Origin of the sequence: Gordonia sp. (in: high G+C Gram-positive bacteria) (assembly GCF_047600565.1) — a bacterium.
Taxonomy (GTDB): Bacteria; Actinomycetota; Actinomycetes; order Mycobacteriales; family Mycobacteriaceae; genus Gordonia.
This window is the reverse complement of the sequence record NZ_JASGKN010000001.1, coordinates 1,102,872-1,117,727: the sequence shown is the minus strand read 5'-3', so window position 1 is coordinate 1,117,727 and position 14,856 is coordinate 1,102,872. Positions and strand designations below refer to the sequence as shown.

The window sequence follows — 14,856 nt, the reverse complement described above, 5'->3', positions numbered from 1 at the left end:
TTCGGGATCCGGTACCGGGGAGACGACCGCCGCGGACATCAGCGTCGTCGCCAACCTGTCGCTCAGCCTGGCCTTCGGCATTCTGGGTGCGCTGGCGGGTTCGTGCTGGCTGCATGGCCTCGTCACGGTCGCCGGTGGCCGGCGCGCCAGGTTGAGTGACTTCTTCAAGCCGGCGGCCTTCTGGACGGTCCTGCTGCTGTCCCTCATCGTCGGTGTGATCCCCCGTCTCGTGAGCATCCCGTTCGGCAGCGTCCTGTCGACCGTGATCTCGATCGTGATCGGTTTCTTCACGATGTGGATCGTGTACTTCGCCGTCGATGGCAAGCGGGGCGTCGGCCGGTCGCTGTCCGCGAGCTTCGCACTGTCGATCAGGCATCCCGGCCCGACCATCAAAGTCATTCTGATGGGGGGTCTGCTTGCGGGCGCCGGCGTCTTCCCGGGCTTGGGAATCGGGCTGCTGGTGACGATACCGCTGGCCGGCCTGCTCACGATGTACTACTTCCGTGCCCTGACCCGCGAACCGTCGACCGGGGCGCTCGTGCGAGTCCGCTCGAAGAAGGTCGCCCCGGAAAGCGTTCCCGCCTACACCGGCGGTCCGGTGCTGGAGTTGAAGGATGTGGCGATCGACTACGGCCGGATCCGGGCGCTGCACGGCATCTCGCTGGACATTCAGCCCGGCGAGCTGGTCACCCTCCTGGGTGCCAACGGTGCCGGCAAGTCGACCACCATGCGCGGCATCTCCGGACTGAACAAACTGACCAGCGGCGAGATCCTGTTCGAAGGCGAACGCATTCGATCAGCTCTCCACCCACGAGCGGGTGGACCGCGGGATCATTCAGGTACCCGAAGGTCGGCATGTCTTCCCGGGCATGACCGTCATGGAGAACCTCGACATGGGCTGCTACGGACGTAAGTTCGCGTCCAAGGCGGTCTACAACCAGACCCTCGACCACGTCTTCGACCTTTTTCCCCGGCTGGCCGAACGCAAGAATCAGTACGGCGGCACCATGTCCGGCGGTGAACAGCAGATGCTGGCCATCGGCCGCGCCCTGATGGCCCGCCCGAGACTGCTGCTGCTCGACGAGCCGTCGATGGGGCTGGCGCCCATGGTGATCAAGCAGATCTTCACCATCATCGGCGACATCAACGCCGCCGGAACGACGATTCTTCTGGTGGAACAGAACGCGCAGCAGGCCTTGAGCCGCTCCGATCGCGGCTACATCCTCGAGTCCGGATCGATCACCCTCGAAGGCAAAGGCAAGGACCTGCTGGTGGACCCGGCCGTCCGCGACGCCTACCTGGGTGTCGCCTGACTCCGTTGTCCTGACCGGTCACTAGACTCTGGTCCGTGAGCCCCGCGAAGACCTCGTCCACCGCCACCCGCACCGCCAAGCACGACAAACCGGTGCTGATGCTGCTCGACGGGCATTCGCTCGCGTACCGGGCGTTCTTCGCGTTGCCGCCAGAGAACTTCAAGACGAACACCGGTCAGGCGACCAACGCGGTGTACGGCTTCACGTCGATGCTGATCAATCTGCTGCGCGATGAGGAACCGACCCACATCGCGGCCGCTTTCGACGTGTCCCGCAAGACGTTCCGCGCCGAGATGTACCCGGAGTACAAGGCCCAGCGGTCCTCGTCGCCGGACGAGTTCCGCGGTCAGGTGGACATCACCAAGGACGTGCTCGACGCGATGGGCATCCCGGTGTTCGCACTCGAGCGGTACGAGGCCGACGACATCATCGCGACGCTGGCCACCCAGGCCGCCGCACAGGGCTACTCCGTGCTGGTGGTGACCGGCGACCGGGACTCGCTGCAGCTGGTCAACGACGACATCACGGTCCTGTACCCGAAGCGGGGTGTGTCCGAACTGACGCGGTTCACCCCGGACGAGGTGGAGAACAAGTACGGACTGACACCGGTCCAGTACCCGGACTACGCGGCACTGCGCGGTGACCCGAGCGACAACCTTCCCGGTATTCCGGGCGTCGGCGAGAAGACCGCGTCGAAGTGGATCCGCGAGTACGGCTCCCTCGAATCACTGGTGCACCACGCGGACGAGGTGAAAGGCAAGGTCGGCGACTCGCTGCGCGCCAATCTGGCGTCGGTGCAGATGAACCGTCAGCTCACTGAACTGATCCGGGACGTCGAGCTGCCGAGCGGGCCGGACGATCTGGCGCTTCACGGGTGGGACCGGGACCGGATCCACCGGCTGTTCGACGACCTCGAGTTCAAGGTCCTGCGCGATCGGCTGTTCTCGACGCTCACCTCGTCCGAGCCGGAGGCCGAGGAGGGCTTCGACGTCGACGGCAGCCGGCTGGGGCCGGGCGAGGTCGCCGCGTGGCTCGACGAGCACGCGCGCACCGGCCGCAGCGGGCTGGCGGTCGCCGGCCCGCGCCAGGTGTACGGGTCCGACGTGACCGGCCTGGCGATCGCCGGCGCCGACGGTGCAGCCGCCCACATCGACCCGGTGTCGCTGAGCGCCGAGGACGAGGAGGTCCTGCGCTCGTGGCTGGCCGACCCGGCGCTGCCGAAGGCCGTGCACGAGGTCAAATGGGCGATCCACGCCCTCGAAGGCCGTGGCTGGTCGTTGCGCGGGGTCACCTCCGACACCGCGCTGGCCGCCTATCTCGTCCGCCCCGGTCAGCGGAGCTTCAATCTCGATGATCTCGCTCTGCGGTATCTGCGGCGCGAATTGAAGGCCGACGACGGCGCGGCCGACGACGGCCAGTTGTCGCTGCTGGACACCGAGGACGACGAGGCCGCCGTCTCCGATCAGCTGATGCTGTCGGCGCGCGCGGTCGGCGAGCTCGCCGATGCGCTCGACACCGAGCTCGAGCGGATCGACCAGGTCGCGCTGCTCAGGGATATGGAGCTGCCGCTCGCGTTCGTGCTGGCCGATCTCGAGACCGCCGGCATCGGCGTGGACGTCGATCACTTCCAGACCCTGGAGCGTGAGTTCGCCGGGCGGGTGCGGCAGGCCGCCGATTCGGCGTACGAGGTGATCGGGGAGCAGGTGAACCTCGGCTCTCCCAAACAGCTGCAGGCGGTGCTCTTCGACAAGCTCGACATGCCGAAGACCAAGAAGACCAAGACCGGCTACACCACCGATGCGGACGCGCTGGCCTCGCTGTACGAGAAGACCGAGCACCCGTTCCTGAAGTATCTGCTCGAGCATCGCAATGCGACCCGCCTGAAGGTGACCGTTGACGGTCTTCTGAAGTCGGTGGCCGACGATCAGCGGATCCACACCACCTTCAATCAGACGGTGGCCGCCACCGGCCGGCTGTCGTCCACCGAACCCAACCTGCAGAACATTCCGGTCCGGACCGATGCGGGCCGGCAGATCCGCGGCGGGTTCGTGGTGGGCGCCGGGGGTGACTACGAGTGCCTGATGACGGCGGACTACTCGCAGATCGAGATGCGGATCATGGCGCACCTGTCCGGTGACGAAGGCCTGATCAATGCCTTCAACTCGGGCGAGGATCTGCACAACTTCGTCGGTTCGCGTGCGTTCGGCGTGCCGATCGACCAGGTCGACGCCCAAATGCGGTCACGGGTCAAGGCGATGTCGTACGGACTGGCCTACGGGCTGTCGGCGTACGGTCTGGCGGCGCAGCTGGGCATCAGCCGTGACGAGGCGCGCGACCAGATGGATCAGTACTTCTCGCGGTTCGGCGGTGTCCGCGACTACCTCCATCAGGTGGTGCTCGAAGCGCGCCAGAAGGAGTACACCGAGACGATGTTCGGGCGCCGCCGGTATCTGCCCGACCTGAACTCGGATAACGGTCAGCGCCGGCAGGCGGCCGAACGGATGGCCCTCAATGCGCCGATCCAGGGCACCGCCGCCGACATCATCAAGATCGCGATGATCAACGTCGCCGACCGTCTCCGGTCCGAGGAACGCCGCTCGCGGATGCTGCTGCAGGTGCACGACGAACTGGTGCTGGAGATCGCGCCGGGGGAGCGCGAGGCCATCGAGACCCTCGTGCGTGAGGAGATGGGCGATGCGATCGCCCTGTCGGTGCCGCTCGAGGTGTCCGTCGGTGTCGGCCGGTCGTGGGACGACGCCGCGCACTGACTATGGATCACACGCTGCGGTTCGCTGTTCTGCAGGGCGACGGAATCGGTCCCGAGGTGGTTCCGGTGGCCGTCGACGCCGCCGTGGCGGTGCTCGCCGAGCACGGTGTGCGAGCGCAGCCCGAGGTCCTGCCGTTCGGGTCCTCGGCCATCGATTCGGACGGCGCACCGCTGCCCGAGCGGACGTTGTCGGCACTCGACACCCACGACCTGTGGGTGGTCGGACCGCACGACTCGGCGTCGTACCCGGCCGAACTCCGGTATCCGCCACCCGGTGCCGTCCTGCGGTCGCGCGGCGGGCTCTACGCGAATCTGCGGCCTGCGCGGGCCGACGTGAACATTCCGGCGCTCGCGCCGGACATCGACGTCCTGATCGTCCGGGAGAACAGTGAAGGGCTGTACGCCGACCGCAACATGGCGGTGGGCAGTGGAGAGTTTATGCCGACGCCGGACGTCGCGATGGCGGTGGGCGTCATCACGCGGGCGGCCACCGAACGGATCGCCGTCCGGGCCTTCGATGCCGCGGAGCAGCGTCGCCGGCACGTGACGATCGTGCACAAGGCGAACGTCCTGCGGCTGACGACGGGACTGTTCCGGGACGTCTGCCTCGAGGTGGCGCAGCGCTACCCGGACGTGACCGTCGACCAGCAGCACGTCGACGCGATGGCCGCGTTGCTGGTGCGCCGGCCGGCGGATTTCGATGTGATCGTCACCGAGAACCTGTTCGGCGACGTCCTGTCCGATCTCGCGGCGGAACTGTCCGGATCACTCGGCCTCGCGGCGTCGATCAACTGCTCCGACGACACGGTGATGGCGCAGGCCGTGCACGGCGCCGCCCCGGACATCGCCGGCCGCGGGGTGGCCGATCCGATCGCGATGGTCGGCTCGGTCGCGCTCGCGCTCGACTGGTACGGCCGCCGGTACGGCGACGACCGGGTACGCGCGGCGGCCTGCGAGCTGGACGCCGCCGTCGCCGCGACCGTCGCCGCCGGCATCGCGACCCCCGACCTGGGCGGAACCGCGACGACCGCGGAGTTCGCCGAACGTCTTCGGCAGCACTGATCCGGACAACCGTGACGACCCGCCCCCGCTGGGGTAGGTTCGGACTCTGATCGTCCGATGAACTCGGGAGGACGCCGGTGCGGCCAGCAGGAAGACGTGGTCTGACGAGAATGCTCGCGGTGCTGTCCGCCGCGGCACTGGTCACCGGAGTCACCGCCTGCACCAACGACGAATCGGCACTCGACGTGCAGCCCATCGACGTTCAGGTCGATCAGCAGCCGGCGATCGCGGCACTCGTTCCGCCGGCGGTCCGGGCGTCCGGGCGACTGCGCATCGGCACCAACCCGCCGTACCAGCCCAACGAGTTCAAGAACCGCAGCGGACAGATCGTCGGCTACGACATCGACCTGTTCAAGGCCGTCAACAAGGTGCTCGGCCTGACCCCTGAGTTCCACGAATCCGATTTCGACAAGATCATCCCGGCCATCCAGTCCGGCACCTACGACGCGGGCATCTCCTCGTTCACCGACACCGAGGAACGTGAGCGCGAAGTCGACTTCGTCACCTACTACAAGGCCGGTGTCCAGTGGGCGCAGCGGGCCGGGGACGACGTCAGCCCGGACGATGCGTGCGGTATGCGCGTCGGTGTGCAGACCACCACCGTCGAGGACACCGACGAGGTGCCGGCCAAGAGCGAGGCCTGCGTCAAGGCCGGCAAGCCGGCGATCATCAAGGAGAAGTTCGACTCCCAGGATCAGGTGGTCACCGCGCTGCTCCTCGGCAAGGTGCGCGCCTTCTCCGCCGATTCACCGGTCACCGCGTACGCGATCAAGAAGACCGACGGTCAGCTCGCGTCGACCGGTCCGATGTACGACGCGGCGCCCTACGGCATCCCGGTCCGGAAGGGATCACCCCTATCCGCGGCGATCCAGCAGGCCGTGCAGTACCTGATCGACAACGGCCAGTACCGGACGATCGCCGAGCATTGGGGAGTCCAGGCCGGCATGATCCCGACATCGCAGATCAACGGAGCGAGGCAGGCGGAATAGATGAGTTCACCCGACACCGTGTCGAGCGGTGACGTGTCCGACGACGACGTCACCGCGCCGATCAAAGCCGTGCCGCTGAGGCATCCCGGGCAGTGGGTCACCGCCGCGGTCATCCTGATCCTGGCCGCGCTCTTCATCTACGGCGCCGCCACCAACAAGGCCTACCGGTGGGACACCTACCGGCGCTACCTGTTCGACACGCGGATCATCGAGGCCGCCGGCTGGACGCTGGCGCTCACCGTGTGCGCGATGGTGATCGGCGTCGTCCTCGGTGTCCTGCTCGCGGTGATGCGGCTCTCGCCGAACCGGGTGCTGCGCTCGGTCGCCTGGGTGTACCTGTGGATCTTCCGCGGTACGCCGGTGTACGTGCAGCTGGTCCTGTGGGGCCTGTTCGGGTCGATCTACAAGCAGATCGATCTCGGGGTCCCGTTCGGACCGACGTTCGCGCACATCGACGTGCAGGCGATGAACGCGGCGTTCCTGTTCGCCGTGATCGGACTGGGCCTCAACGAGGCCGCGTACATGGCCGAGATCGTGCGCGCCGGCATCTCGTCGGTGGGCGAGGGGCAGCAGGAGGCGTCCGTGGCCCTCGGCATGACCTGGTCGCAAACAATGCGCCGCACGGTACTGCCGCAGGCGATGCGGGTGATCATCCCGCCGACCGGCAACGAGTTGATCAGCATGCTCAAGACGACGAGCCTGGTGACGGCGATCCCGTTCTCGCTGGAACTGTACGGCCGCACGAGGGACATCTCCGGGGTGAACTTCCAGCCGATCCCGATGCTGCTGGTCGCCTCCACCTGGTACCTGGCGATCACCAGCATCCTGATGGTCGGACAGCATTATCTGGAGAAGCACTACTCGAAGGGCATCAGCCGCCAGCTGACCGACCAGCAGCTGGCCGACCTGGCCAAGGCCGACCTGGAGGCGAAGTCGCTGTGACCGCCGCGAAGAACCACACCACCACGACCGCGACGCCGATGGTGCAGGCCGACCGGGTCTGCAAGGACTTCGGCGCCCTCAAAGTACTCAAGGGCGTCTCCCTGGAAGTGGCGCACGGTGAGGTCACCTGCCTGATCGGGCCGAGCGGCTCGGGCAAGTCGACCTTCCTGCGCTGCGTCAACCATCTGGAGGACGTGACCGCCGGACGCCTGCGGGTGGACGGCGATCTGATCGGTTACCGCGAGCGCGGCGGCAAGCTCTACGAGATGAGTCCGAGGGATGCGGCCAAGCAGCGGCGGGACATCGGCATGGTGTTCCAGCATTTCAACCTGTTTCCGCACCGCACGGTGATGGAGAACATCATCGAGGCGCCGATCCTGGTCAAGAAGCAGTCCAAGGACGAGGCGGTCGCGCGCGCCGAGGACCTGCTCGACAAGGTCGGGCTGGCCCAGAAGGCCGACGCCTATCCGGCGCAGCTGTCCGGCGGTCAGCAGCAGCGCGTGGCGATCGCCCGGGCACTGGCCATGGAGCCGAAGCTGATGCTGTTCGACGAGCCGACGTCGGCTCTGGACCCCGAACTCGTCGGCGACGTCCTCGAGGTGATGAAGCGGCTGGCCGAGGCCGGCATGACCATGCTCGTGGTGACCCACGAGATGGGCTTCGCCCGCGAGGTCGCCGACCAGCTGGTGTTCATGGCCGACGGCGTGGTCGTGGAGAAGGGCGACCCGCGCGAGATACTGGCGAATCCGCAGCAGGAACGCACCCAGGCGTTCCTGTCGAAGCTCCTGTAGTCCGCGTCAGGGTTTGCGGCAGCAGAAGATCGCGGTACCGGGGAAGAAGCGGCCGCGCAGCGGGGACCACTGACCCCACACCTCGTCGAGGTCCTCCGGCCATTCCGGCTCGACGACGTCCTCGAGGACCAGACCGGCGGAGACGATCTCGCGAACACGGTCGCCCATCGTGCGGTGGTGTTCGACGTAGGTGATCCGGTTGTCCTGATCGGCCTCCGAGTACGGAGTGCGATCGAAGTACGACATCTGCACGGTGAGCCCGTCGGGGCCGGGATCGTCGAGGAACATCCAGCGCATCGGATGATTCGTGGCGAACACCCACCGTCCGCCCGGCCGGAGCACCCGGGCGACCTCCCGCATGACGCGTGCGGAGTCGGCGACGAACGGGATCGCACCGAACGCCGAACACGCGAGATCGAACGAGGCGTCGGCGAACGGCGAGATGCTCGGCGCCGGCACGCACGAGCGGCACGCGCCGGTGGTCGAGACGCATGGCCTCCACCGCGTGCAGCAGCATGCCGGCCGAGACGTCCAGGCCGACGGGGCGGGCACCCTGCGCCGCGAGCCAGCGGCTGCAGGGGGCCGCGCCGCAGCCGATCTCGAGCACGTCCTTGCCGGCGACGTCGCCCAGAAGGCCGGCGTCGGCCTCACGCAGACGTTCGGGGCCCCAGACGAAGTCGCCGCCGGGGACGTCGTTCCCGAGGAAACGTCCGTGCTGATCCTGGTATCCGTCGGCCTCGTCGTCCCACCACGAGCGGTTCGCCTGCTCGCTGGTGTCCGAGTCGATGTGGCCGAGCAGCCGGGGAGGCCGGCCGGAACCGTCCGTCACCAGCTGAAACCCGTGCCCAGATACTCGGTCTTGGTGTCGCCGTCCCAGCGGCGCACCGACGAGAACCTGATCGGGGTCGGATCCCAGTCGAGGAGTTCGAGGGCCGCCGACAGCTGCTCGACGTCCAGACGTCGCGCGAGGGTGAGGTGCGGCGTCCAGGATCCCGGGTCGCAATGGGCGAGCAGGTGGTCCACGAAGCCGCCCGCGAAACGCACGGCCGTCGCCTGGGTGGAGAGAAGCCGGCTGTTGGGCACCACGCCGGCGGCCAGGGTGTAGCGGTCGCCGGACGGCAGGACCGCGGGCGGGCCGAGGACCGCATCCAGCGGCAACCGCGCCACCAGAGTGGCCATCGCCGTCGCGACCTCGGGGGAGATGGTGTTCGCGGCGAGCAGCGTGCAGTGGGGCCGGTTGGTCTCGGCGGTCGTCGAGCCCGCCGACGGCAGGCCGGCATCGGCGAGGGTGCGCCAGGCGTCACGGATCACGGCATCGCCGGCCGCGTCCGGCAGAAGCTCGATCGAATGAGCCACGGTTCCTCCCCTCCGCTCTCACGCCCGACGGTGCTCGGGCGCATTTGTGCAGCATAGAGGTGCTGCATTACCCTGGTTCACGTGTGTGCGCCCATCGCACGCATCCGGCATCCCCACCGTAGCCCTGATGGCCTCGGCATGCGATGTCGGGAACGACCGGAAATCGGCTGCGGCCTGCGAAGACCCGCCGGATTCCTGACCTACTACATACCTGTCCGGAGCAACTCAACACATGTCGTCCCCCACGATCACCTCGCCGCAAGTAGCCGTCAACGACATCGGCTCGCCCGAGGACTTCCTCGCCGCCATCGACTCCACGATCAAGTACTTCAACGATGGCGACATCGTCGAAGGCACCATCGTCAAGGTCGACCGTGACGAGGTTCTGCTCGACATCGGCTACAAGACCGAGGGCGTCATCCCCTCGCGTGAGCTGTCGATCAAGCACGATGTCGATCCCAGCGAAGTCGTCAACGTCGGCGACGAGGTCGAAGCCCTGGTCCTCACCAAGGAGGACAAGGAAGGCCGCCTCATCCTCTCGAAGAAGCGCGCTCAGTACGAGCGGGCGTGGGGCACCATCGAGGAGCTCAAGGAGCGCGACGAGGCCGTCAAGGGCACCGTCATCGAGGTCGTCAAGGGCGGCCTGATCATGGACATCGGCCTGCGTGGCTTCCTCCCGGCGTCGCTGGTGGAGATGCGCCGCGTCCGCGATCTGCAGCCGTACATCGGCAAGGAGATCGAGGCCAAGATCATCGAGCTCGACAAGAACCGCAACAACGTCGTTCTGTCGCGTCGCGCCTGGCTCGAGCAGACCCAGTCCGAGGTTCGCAGCGAGTTCCTCAACCAGCTGCAGAAGGGCCAGGTCCGCAAGGGCGTCGTGTCCTCGATCGTCAACTTCGGCGCCTTCGTCGATCTCGGCGGCGTGGACGGCCTGGTGCACGTCTCCGAGCTGTCCTGGAAGCACATCGATCACCCGTCCGAGGTCGTCGCCGTGGGCGACGAGGTCACCGTCGAGGTGCTGGACGTCGACATGGACCGCGAGCGCGTCTCGCTGTCGCTGAAGGCCACTCAGGAAGACCCGTGGCGTCAGTTCGCCCGCACCCACGCGATCGGCCAGATCGTCCCGGGCAAGGTCACCAAGCTGGTGCCGTTCGGCGCGTTCGTCCGCGTCGAGGAGGGCATCGAGGGCCTGGTTCACATCTCGGAGCTGGCCGAGCGCCACGTCGAGGTTCCCGATCAGGTCGTCGCCGTGGGCGACGATGCGCTCGTCAAGGTCATCGACATCGACCTGGACCGCCGCCGTATCTCGCTGTCGCTGAAGCAGGCCAACGAGGACTACACCGAGGAGTTCGACCCCTCGAAGTACGGTATGGCCGACAGCTACGACGACCAGGGCAACTACATCTTCCCCGAGGGCTTCGACTCCGAGACCAACGAATGGCTCGAAGGCTACGACAAGCAGCGTGAAGAGTGGGAGGGTCGCTACGCCGAGGCGGAGCGTCGCCACAAGATGCACACCGCGCAGATGGAGAAGTTCGCCAAGGCTGCCGCCGAGGCCGACGCCGCCGGCCCGAGCGACTACTCGTCCTCGTCCGACGACGACGCCGCGTCGTCGTCCTCCTCGTCCAGCACCCCGGCTCCGGCCGGCGGTTCGCTGGCGAGCGACGAGCAGCTCGCCGCTCTCCGCGAGAAGCTGACCGGCAACAACTGATCGCCGATCACACCTGAACAACCCCCGGGCCGCGCTGCGGCCCGGGGGTTGTCGCATCGGTGCCGGGATCGCATGCGCGCATTCACCTTTGACAATCATTTTCATCAGAGGGTTCACTCTGCGGCATGCGTAAATCACCGAAACTTCTCATTCTGACCCCTGCTCTCGCCTCCGCCGTCGCCCTCGGCCTGACCGCCTGCTCGGACGGGTCCGACGATGCCGCCGCCTCGTCGGCCAAGCCGGTCGAAGAGCGCAAGGCCACGCCGCGCCTGGCACTGACGCACGACGGCGGTGTCGACGTCCTCGACGGAACCTCGCTGTCGGACGTCGACGACGTTCCCGTGGAAGGGTTCACGCGCGTCAACGATGCCGGCGACGGACGGCACGTGTTCGTCTCCACGTCGAACGGATTCGAACTGCTCGACCTCGGTGCCTGGAGCGAAGCCCACGGCGATCATTCGCACCACTACTCGAGCGAGCCGCGACTGACCGGCACCACCTACGACGCCGACAAGCCGGGACACGTGGTTCTGCACGACGGGCGCACCACCCTGTTCGACGACGGCACCGGCAAGGTCCGGATCCTGGACTCGGCGAAGATCGGCGAGGACGGCTCGTTGATCGACGAGTTCAGCGTTCCCGCGCACCACGGCGTCGCGGTGGCCCGCGCCGACGGATCGGTGGTCGTCTCGAAGGGCGACGAGGACACCCGTACGGGACTGGTGATCCGCGACGCCCAGGGCGCCACCGTCGCGCAGTCCGACGAATGCCCGGGTCTGCACGGCGAAGCCGGCGCCGCCGACGGCGTACTGACGTTCGGCTGCGAGGACGGCGTGCTGATCGTGCGGGGCACCGAGATCAGCAAGGTGAAGGCCGACGCGCCGTACGCCCGGATCGGCAACCAGCGCGGCGGCGACGGTTCACCGATCACCCTGGGCGACTACAAGACTGACAAGGGCAACGAGCACGAACACCCCCAGCAGTTCTCGCTCATCGACACCACGGCCAAGACGATCCGGGTGGTACCGACCGGCGGATGGTCGTACAGCTTCCGCTCGCTCGGACGCGGTAAGAACGGCGAGGCACTGATCCTCGGCACCGACGGCGCACTGCACGTCTTCGATCCGGCGAGCGGCCAGGAGATCCGTACCGTGCCGCTGATCGGTGCGTGGAGTGAACCCGACGACTGGCAGGAGCCGATGCCGTCGCTGTATGTGCAGGGCGACACCGCCTACATCGACGAGCCGTCGTCGAAGCGCCTGATCGCGGTCAGCCTCGACGACTACCGCACCCTCACCGAGACGAAGACCGCGGCACCGGGCAACGAGCTGGCCGGCGTCACCGGGTGACCCCGCGACCGGTGCTGGGTATCGTGAGGCCGTGATCAGGATCGGCCTCACGGGAGGCACCGGAGCAGGCAAGTCGACCGTCGCACGCACCCTCGCGGCCGAAGGGGCCTACGTCGTCGACGCGGACGTGGTGGCCCGCGAGGTCGTCGAACCCGGCACGAACGGATTCGACGAGCTCGTGGCCGCCTTCGGCCCCGGGATCGTGGCCGCCGACGGTTCGCTGGACCGCGCCGCCCTCGCCGCGAAGGCCTTCACCGACGACGAACACCGTGGCCGGATGAACGCCATCACCCATCCGCGGATCATGGCCCGCACCCAGGAGCTGTTCGCGGCCGCCCCCGACGACGCGGTCGTCGTGCACGACGTCCCGCTGCTGGTGGAACTGCACACCGCCCCGATGTATCACCTGGTGGTGGTCGTGCACGCCGACCACGAGGAACGGGTCCGGCGGCTCACCACCTGGCGCGGCATGGCCGAGGAGGACGCCCGGGCGCGGATCGCCGCCCAGGCCTCCGACGCGGACCGCCGCGCGGTCGCGGACGTGTGGCTGGACAACTCGGAGACCGAGGGCGAACTGCGGGCCGACACGATCCGCTTGTGGGAGGACCGTCTCGTCCCGTTCGAACGGAACGTCCGGGAGCGCCGGGACGCGGTCGACCTGAACGTCGATCCCGGCGACCGGGACGTTCTGGGCGCGCGTCTGGTGAACCGGCTCTGGCTGCTCTGCGGCGACAAGGCCATCGAGGTGTACGTCGCCGGGACCGAGCCGGTCGTCGAGATGCGGGTGACCGCCCGCGATGCGCAGGCCGCGGCCGACCTGGTCGACGTGCTGGCCGACGGTGGCTTCCCGCAGATCACTCCCGGGCTGCACGGCAGTGCCGACCCCGGACGCCCCGTCACCGTGACCGTACGCACCGCCGGCTGACGCCCGGCGCGCCCTCACGCTCCTTGAGCCTGTCGAAAGGAGCCCCCAGGATCAGTCGGCTCTACGAATCCTTCCAGGTCAGAGGTTCGCCGACCTGCTCGTCCAGCCAGGTCTGGATCTGACCGTGCTCGGCCGCCCCGACGAGGGCCCGAGCGGCGATCTCGGTCGCCTCGGTCGCCTCCGCCGTCGTCAGGAATCCCGCCGCGTGGGCCTCGAAGAGCTCATCGACGTCGATCAGTTCCAGCGGGGTACCGGGCACGTCGACCAGGTCCAGATACCAGTCGACCGAATGCCAGCGTCCGTCCGGGTCGGGGCCGCCGAAACGGCCGATGTCCAGATACAGCCGTTGGCCGGCGCGGTGGCCGCCGACGAAGTGGAAGATGTTGGCCCGGAGTCCGAGGGCCGGGAGCAGCCACACCTCGAGATGGTCGAACTTCGGGTTGTCGGCCGTCCGCGACATGTACAGGCCGTACGGCGTCTCCCGGTACACCTCCACCGGGCGGACGAACCCCTTGTTGTCGGTGTTCGTCATCGCGGGAACGTCGAACACCTCCTGTTTCGGCGGATGGATGTGACCGGCCGGCGGATGATCAGACGGCACTGATCCTCCCGTCCGCGTTCACCGAGAACGTCGGGTTGTGGACGAAGTCCCAGCGGAATCCGTCCGAATCGGCGACGCAGGCGCTCGTGCCGCCCCAGTCGCGGGTCGTCGGTGGAGTCACTGCACTCGCACCGGCGGCGAGCACACGGTCGTACCAGGCGGTGACCTCTTCGGCGGTGGCGACGTTGTGGCCGAGGGAGAACGGTGGTGCCGATTCGCCGCGGGCGGATCGCTCTACCTCTCGCACGCCGAGGGTGATCGCGGTGGTGGTCGGGCCGGCGGTCGCTGTCATGGTTCTACGGTAAGACGCGGCTCCGACATTCACCGGCTGAGTGAACAGACCGGTCGAGTCAATCGGACTAGTCGGTATAGTCCGATCGGCGTATCGTCGAACACATGGCCACGATCACCAGCACCGAAGCCAAGGCGCGGCTCAACGCGATCCTCGCCGAGGTCGAACGCACCGGCACACCGGTCACGATCACCACCCGTGGTCGTCCCGTCGCGGTGTTGTCACCCGTGACCCCGGGCCGCCGCCGGTTCGGTCAGTTTCCGGATCTGGTGATTCCAGACGACTTCGATGACCCGTTGCCCGACGAAGAGCTGGCGCTGTGGGAGGGGCGGGGATGACGGCCGTTCTGCTCGATACCAATGCGCTGCTGTGGTTGGGACAGGACCCCGACCGCCTCTCCGATTCGGCGATGGAGATCATCGGAGACGCTTCGCAGCCGGTGTTCGTATCGGTTGCCTCGGCATGGGAGATCGCGGTCAAGACGCGGTCGGGACGGCTTCACGGGGAAGGCCTGCTGTCGGGCTGGACTGAGTGGCTGGCGGCGATGTCGGTGACCGCCCTGCCCATCGAGGTGCCGGATGCGATCACGGCGGGCAGCCTCAACTGGGATCACGGCGATCCCTTCGACCGGATGATCGTCGCGCAGGCCGTGCGGAGGGGGCTGACGATTGCGACGAGCGATCAGGCGGTGCTGGCGGGGGCGCTCACACCCGTCGTCGACACACGGCGGGGTCGGCGCTAGGACGTCCGCCTTCGCG

The 14,856-nt window shown here is 67.7% G+C and carries 13 protein-coding genes and 2 pseudogenes; 11 read left to right on the top strand and 4 right to left on the bottom strand.

Annotated elements, in window-relative coordinates; translation table 11 throughout:
• The first annotated feature begins 508 nt into the window (after positions 1 to 508).
• From QM774_RS05380 to QM774_RS05355, 6 genes and pseudogenes are all read left to right on the top strand, one after another.
• Positions 509 to 1,313: pseudogene (locus tag QM774_RS05380) on the top strand (ABC transporter ATP-binding protein).
• 35 nt (positions 1,314 to 1,348) lie between these two features.
• A complete protein-coding gene (gene polA / locus QM774_RS05375) occupies positions 1,349 to 4,081 on the top strand; it encodes a DNA polymerase I (RefSeq protein ID WP_414974896.1) in 2,733 nt (910 codons plus the stop codon).
• A 2-nt stretch (positions 4,082 to 4,083) separates the two neighbouring features.
• Complete coding sequence (locus QM774_RS05370; protein ID WP_414974895.1) at positions 4,084 to 5,142, top strand: isocitrate/isopropylmalate dehydrogenase family protein; 1,059 nt, start codon at positions 4,084 to 4,086, stop codon at positions 5,140 to 5,142.
• A gap of 110 nt (positions 5,143 to 5,252) precedes the next feature.
• Positions 5,253 to 6,131, top strand: coding sequence for an ABC transporter substrate-binding protein (locus QM774_RS05365; protein ID WP_414974894.1), 879 nt, complete (start codon positions 5,253 to 5,255; stop codon positions 6,129 to 6,131).
• A complete protein-coding gene (locus QM774_RS05360; RefSeq protein WP_414974893.1) occupies positions 6,132 to 7,073 on the top strand; it encodes an amino acid ABC transporter permease in 942 nt (313 codons plus the stop codon).
• A gap of 38 nt (positions 7,074 to 7,111) precedes the next feature.
• Positions 7,112 to 7,864, top strand: a complete 753-nt coding sequence (locus QM774_RS05355; RefSeq protein WP_414976597.1) for an amino acid ABC transporter ATP-binding protein — start codon at positions 7,112 to 7,114, stop codon at positions 7,862 to 7,864.
• 6 nt (positions 7,865 to 7,870) lie between these two features.
• Here the strand turns inward: QM774_RS05355 and QM774_RS05350 are convergent.
• Together QM774_RS05350 and QM774_RS05345 are read right to left on the bottom strand one after the other, a co-directional pair.
• Positions 7,871 to 8,696, bottom strand: a pseudogene (locus tag QM774_RS05350) (class I SAM-dependent methyltransferase).
• Positions 8,690 to 9,220, bottom strand: coding sequence for a 2'-5' RNA ligase family protein (locus QM774_RS05345; protein WP_414974892.1), 531 nt, complete (start codon positions 9,218 to 9,220; stop codon positions 8,690 to 8,692). The pseudogene QM774_RS05350 and the gene QM774_RS05345 overlap by 7 nt, the downstream one beginning before the upstream one ends.
• Before the next feature lie 232 nt (positions 9,221 to 9,452).
• Between QM774_RS05345 and rpsA the strand changes: the two genes are divergently transcribed.
• From rpsA to coaE, 3 genes are all read left to right on the top strand, one after another.
• Positions 9,453 to 10,931 (top strand): 30S ribosomal protein S1, encoded by a 1,479-nt coding sequence (gene rpsA, locus QM774_RS05340; RefSeq protein ID WP_414974891.1) that lies wholly within the window; start codon positions 9,453 to 9,455, stop codon positions 10,929 to 10,931.
• Positions 10,932 to 11,056: 125 nt separating this feature from the next.
• A complete protein-coding gene (locus tag QM774_RS05335) occupies positions 11,057 to 12,280 on the top strand; it encodes a hypothetical protein (RefSeq protein ID WP_414974890.1) in 1,224 nt (407 codons plus the stop codon).
• Positions 12,281 to 12,311: 31 nt separating this feature from the next.
• Positions 12,312 to 13,205 (top strand): dephospho-CoA kinase, encoded by an 894-nt coding sequence (gene coaE, locus QM774_RS05330; protein ID WP_414974889.1) that lies wholly within the window; start codon positions 12,312 to 12,314, stop codon positions 13,203 to 13,205.
• Between the two features lie 61 nt (positions 13,206 to 13,266).
• On the opposite strand, the gene QM774_RS05325 is transcribed toward coaE, so the two are convergent.
• Together QM774_RS05325 and QM774_RS05320 are read right to left on the bottom strand one after the other, a co-directional pair.
• Positions 13,267 to 13,737, bottom strand: a complete 471-nt coding sequence (locus QM774_RS05325; RefSeq protein ID WP_414974888.1) for a DUF402 domain-containing protein — start codon at positions 13,735 to 13,737, stop codon at positions 13,267 to 13,269.
• A gap of 58 nt (positions 13,738 to 13,795) precedes the next feature.
• Positions 13,796 to 14,098 (bottom strand): VOC family protein, encoded by a 303-nt coding sequence (locus QM774_RS05320; RefSeq protein ID WP_414974887.1) that lies wholly within the window; start codon positions 14,096 to 14,098, stop codon positions 13,796 to 13,798.
• A gap of 104 nt (positions 14,099 to 14,202) precedes the next feature.
• On the opposite strand from QM774_RS05320, the gene QM774_RS05315 reads away from it, so the two are divergent.
• Both QM774_RS05315 and QM774_RS05310 read left to right on the top strand, forming a co-directional pair.
• On the top strand, positions 14,203 to 14,436 hold the full coding sequence (locus tag QM774_RS05315; RefSeq protein WP_414974886.1) for a type II toxin-antitoxin system Phd/YefM family antitoxin: 234 nt from the start codon (positions 14,203 to 14,205) through the stop codon (positions 14,434 to 14,436).
• Positions 14,433 to 14,840 (top strand): type II toxin-antitoxin system VapC family toxin, encoded by a 408-nt coding sequence (locus tag QM774_RS05310; RefSeq protein WP_414974885.1) that lies wholly within the window; start codon positions 14,433 to 14,435, stop codon positions 14,838 to 14,840. The genes QM774_RS05315 and QM774_RS05310 overlap by 4 nt, the downstream gene beginning before the upstream one ends.
• The last annotated feature ends 16 nt before the right edge of the window (positions 14,841 to 14,856 follow it).

Excerpts from the sequence above, each read along its gene's own strand:
- QM774_RS05370 (WP_414974895.1), top strand. The coding sequence starts at position 4,084 with ATGGATCACACGCTGCGGTTCGCTGTTCTGCAGGGCGACGGAATCGGT.
- QM774_RS05365 (WP_414974894.1), top strand. The coding sequence starts at position 5,253 with ATGCTCGCGGTGCTGTCCGCCGCGGCACTGGTCACCGGAGTCACCGCC.
- QM774_RS05360 (WP_414974893.1), top strand. The coding sequence starts at position 6,132 with ATGAGTTCACCCGACACCGTGTCGAGCGGTGACGTGTCCGACGACGAC.
- QM774_RS05355 (WP_414976597.1), top strand. The coding sequence starts at position 7,112 with ATGGTGCAGGCCGACCGGGTCTGCAAGGACTTCGGCGCCCTCAAAGTA.
- rpsA (WP_414974891.1), top strand. The coding sequence starts at position 9,453 with ATGTCGTCCCCCACGATCACCTCGCCGCAAGTAGCCGTCAACGACATC.
- QM774_RS05335 (WP_414974890.1), top strand. The coding sequence starts at position 11,057 with ATGCGTAAATCACCGAAACTTCTCATTCTGACCCCTGCTCTCGCCTCC.
- QM774_RS05325 (WP_414974888.1), bottom strand. The coding sequence starts at position 13,737 with ATGACGAACACCGACAACAAGGGGTTCGTCCGCCCGGTGGAGGTGTAC.
- QM774_RS05320 (WP_414974887.1), bottom strand. The coding sequence starts at position 14,098 with ATGACAGCGACCGCCGGCCCGACCACCACCGCGATCACCCTCGGCGTG.
- QM774_RS05315 (WP_414974886.1), top strand. The coding sequence starts at position 14,203 with ATGGCCACGATCACCAGCACCGAAGCCAAGGCGCGGCTCAACGCGATC.
- QM774_RS05310 (WP_414974885.1), top strand. The coding sequence starts at position 14,433 with ATGACGGCCGTTCTGCTCGATACCAATGCGCTGCTGTGGTTGGGACAG.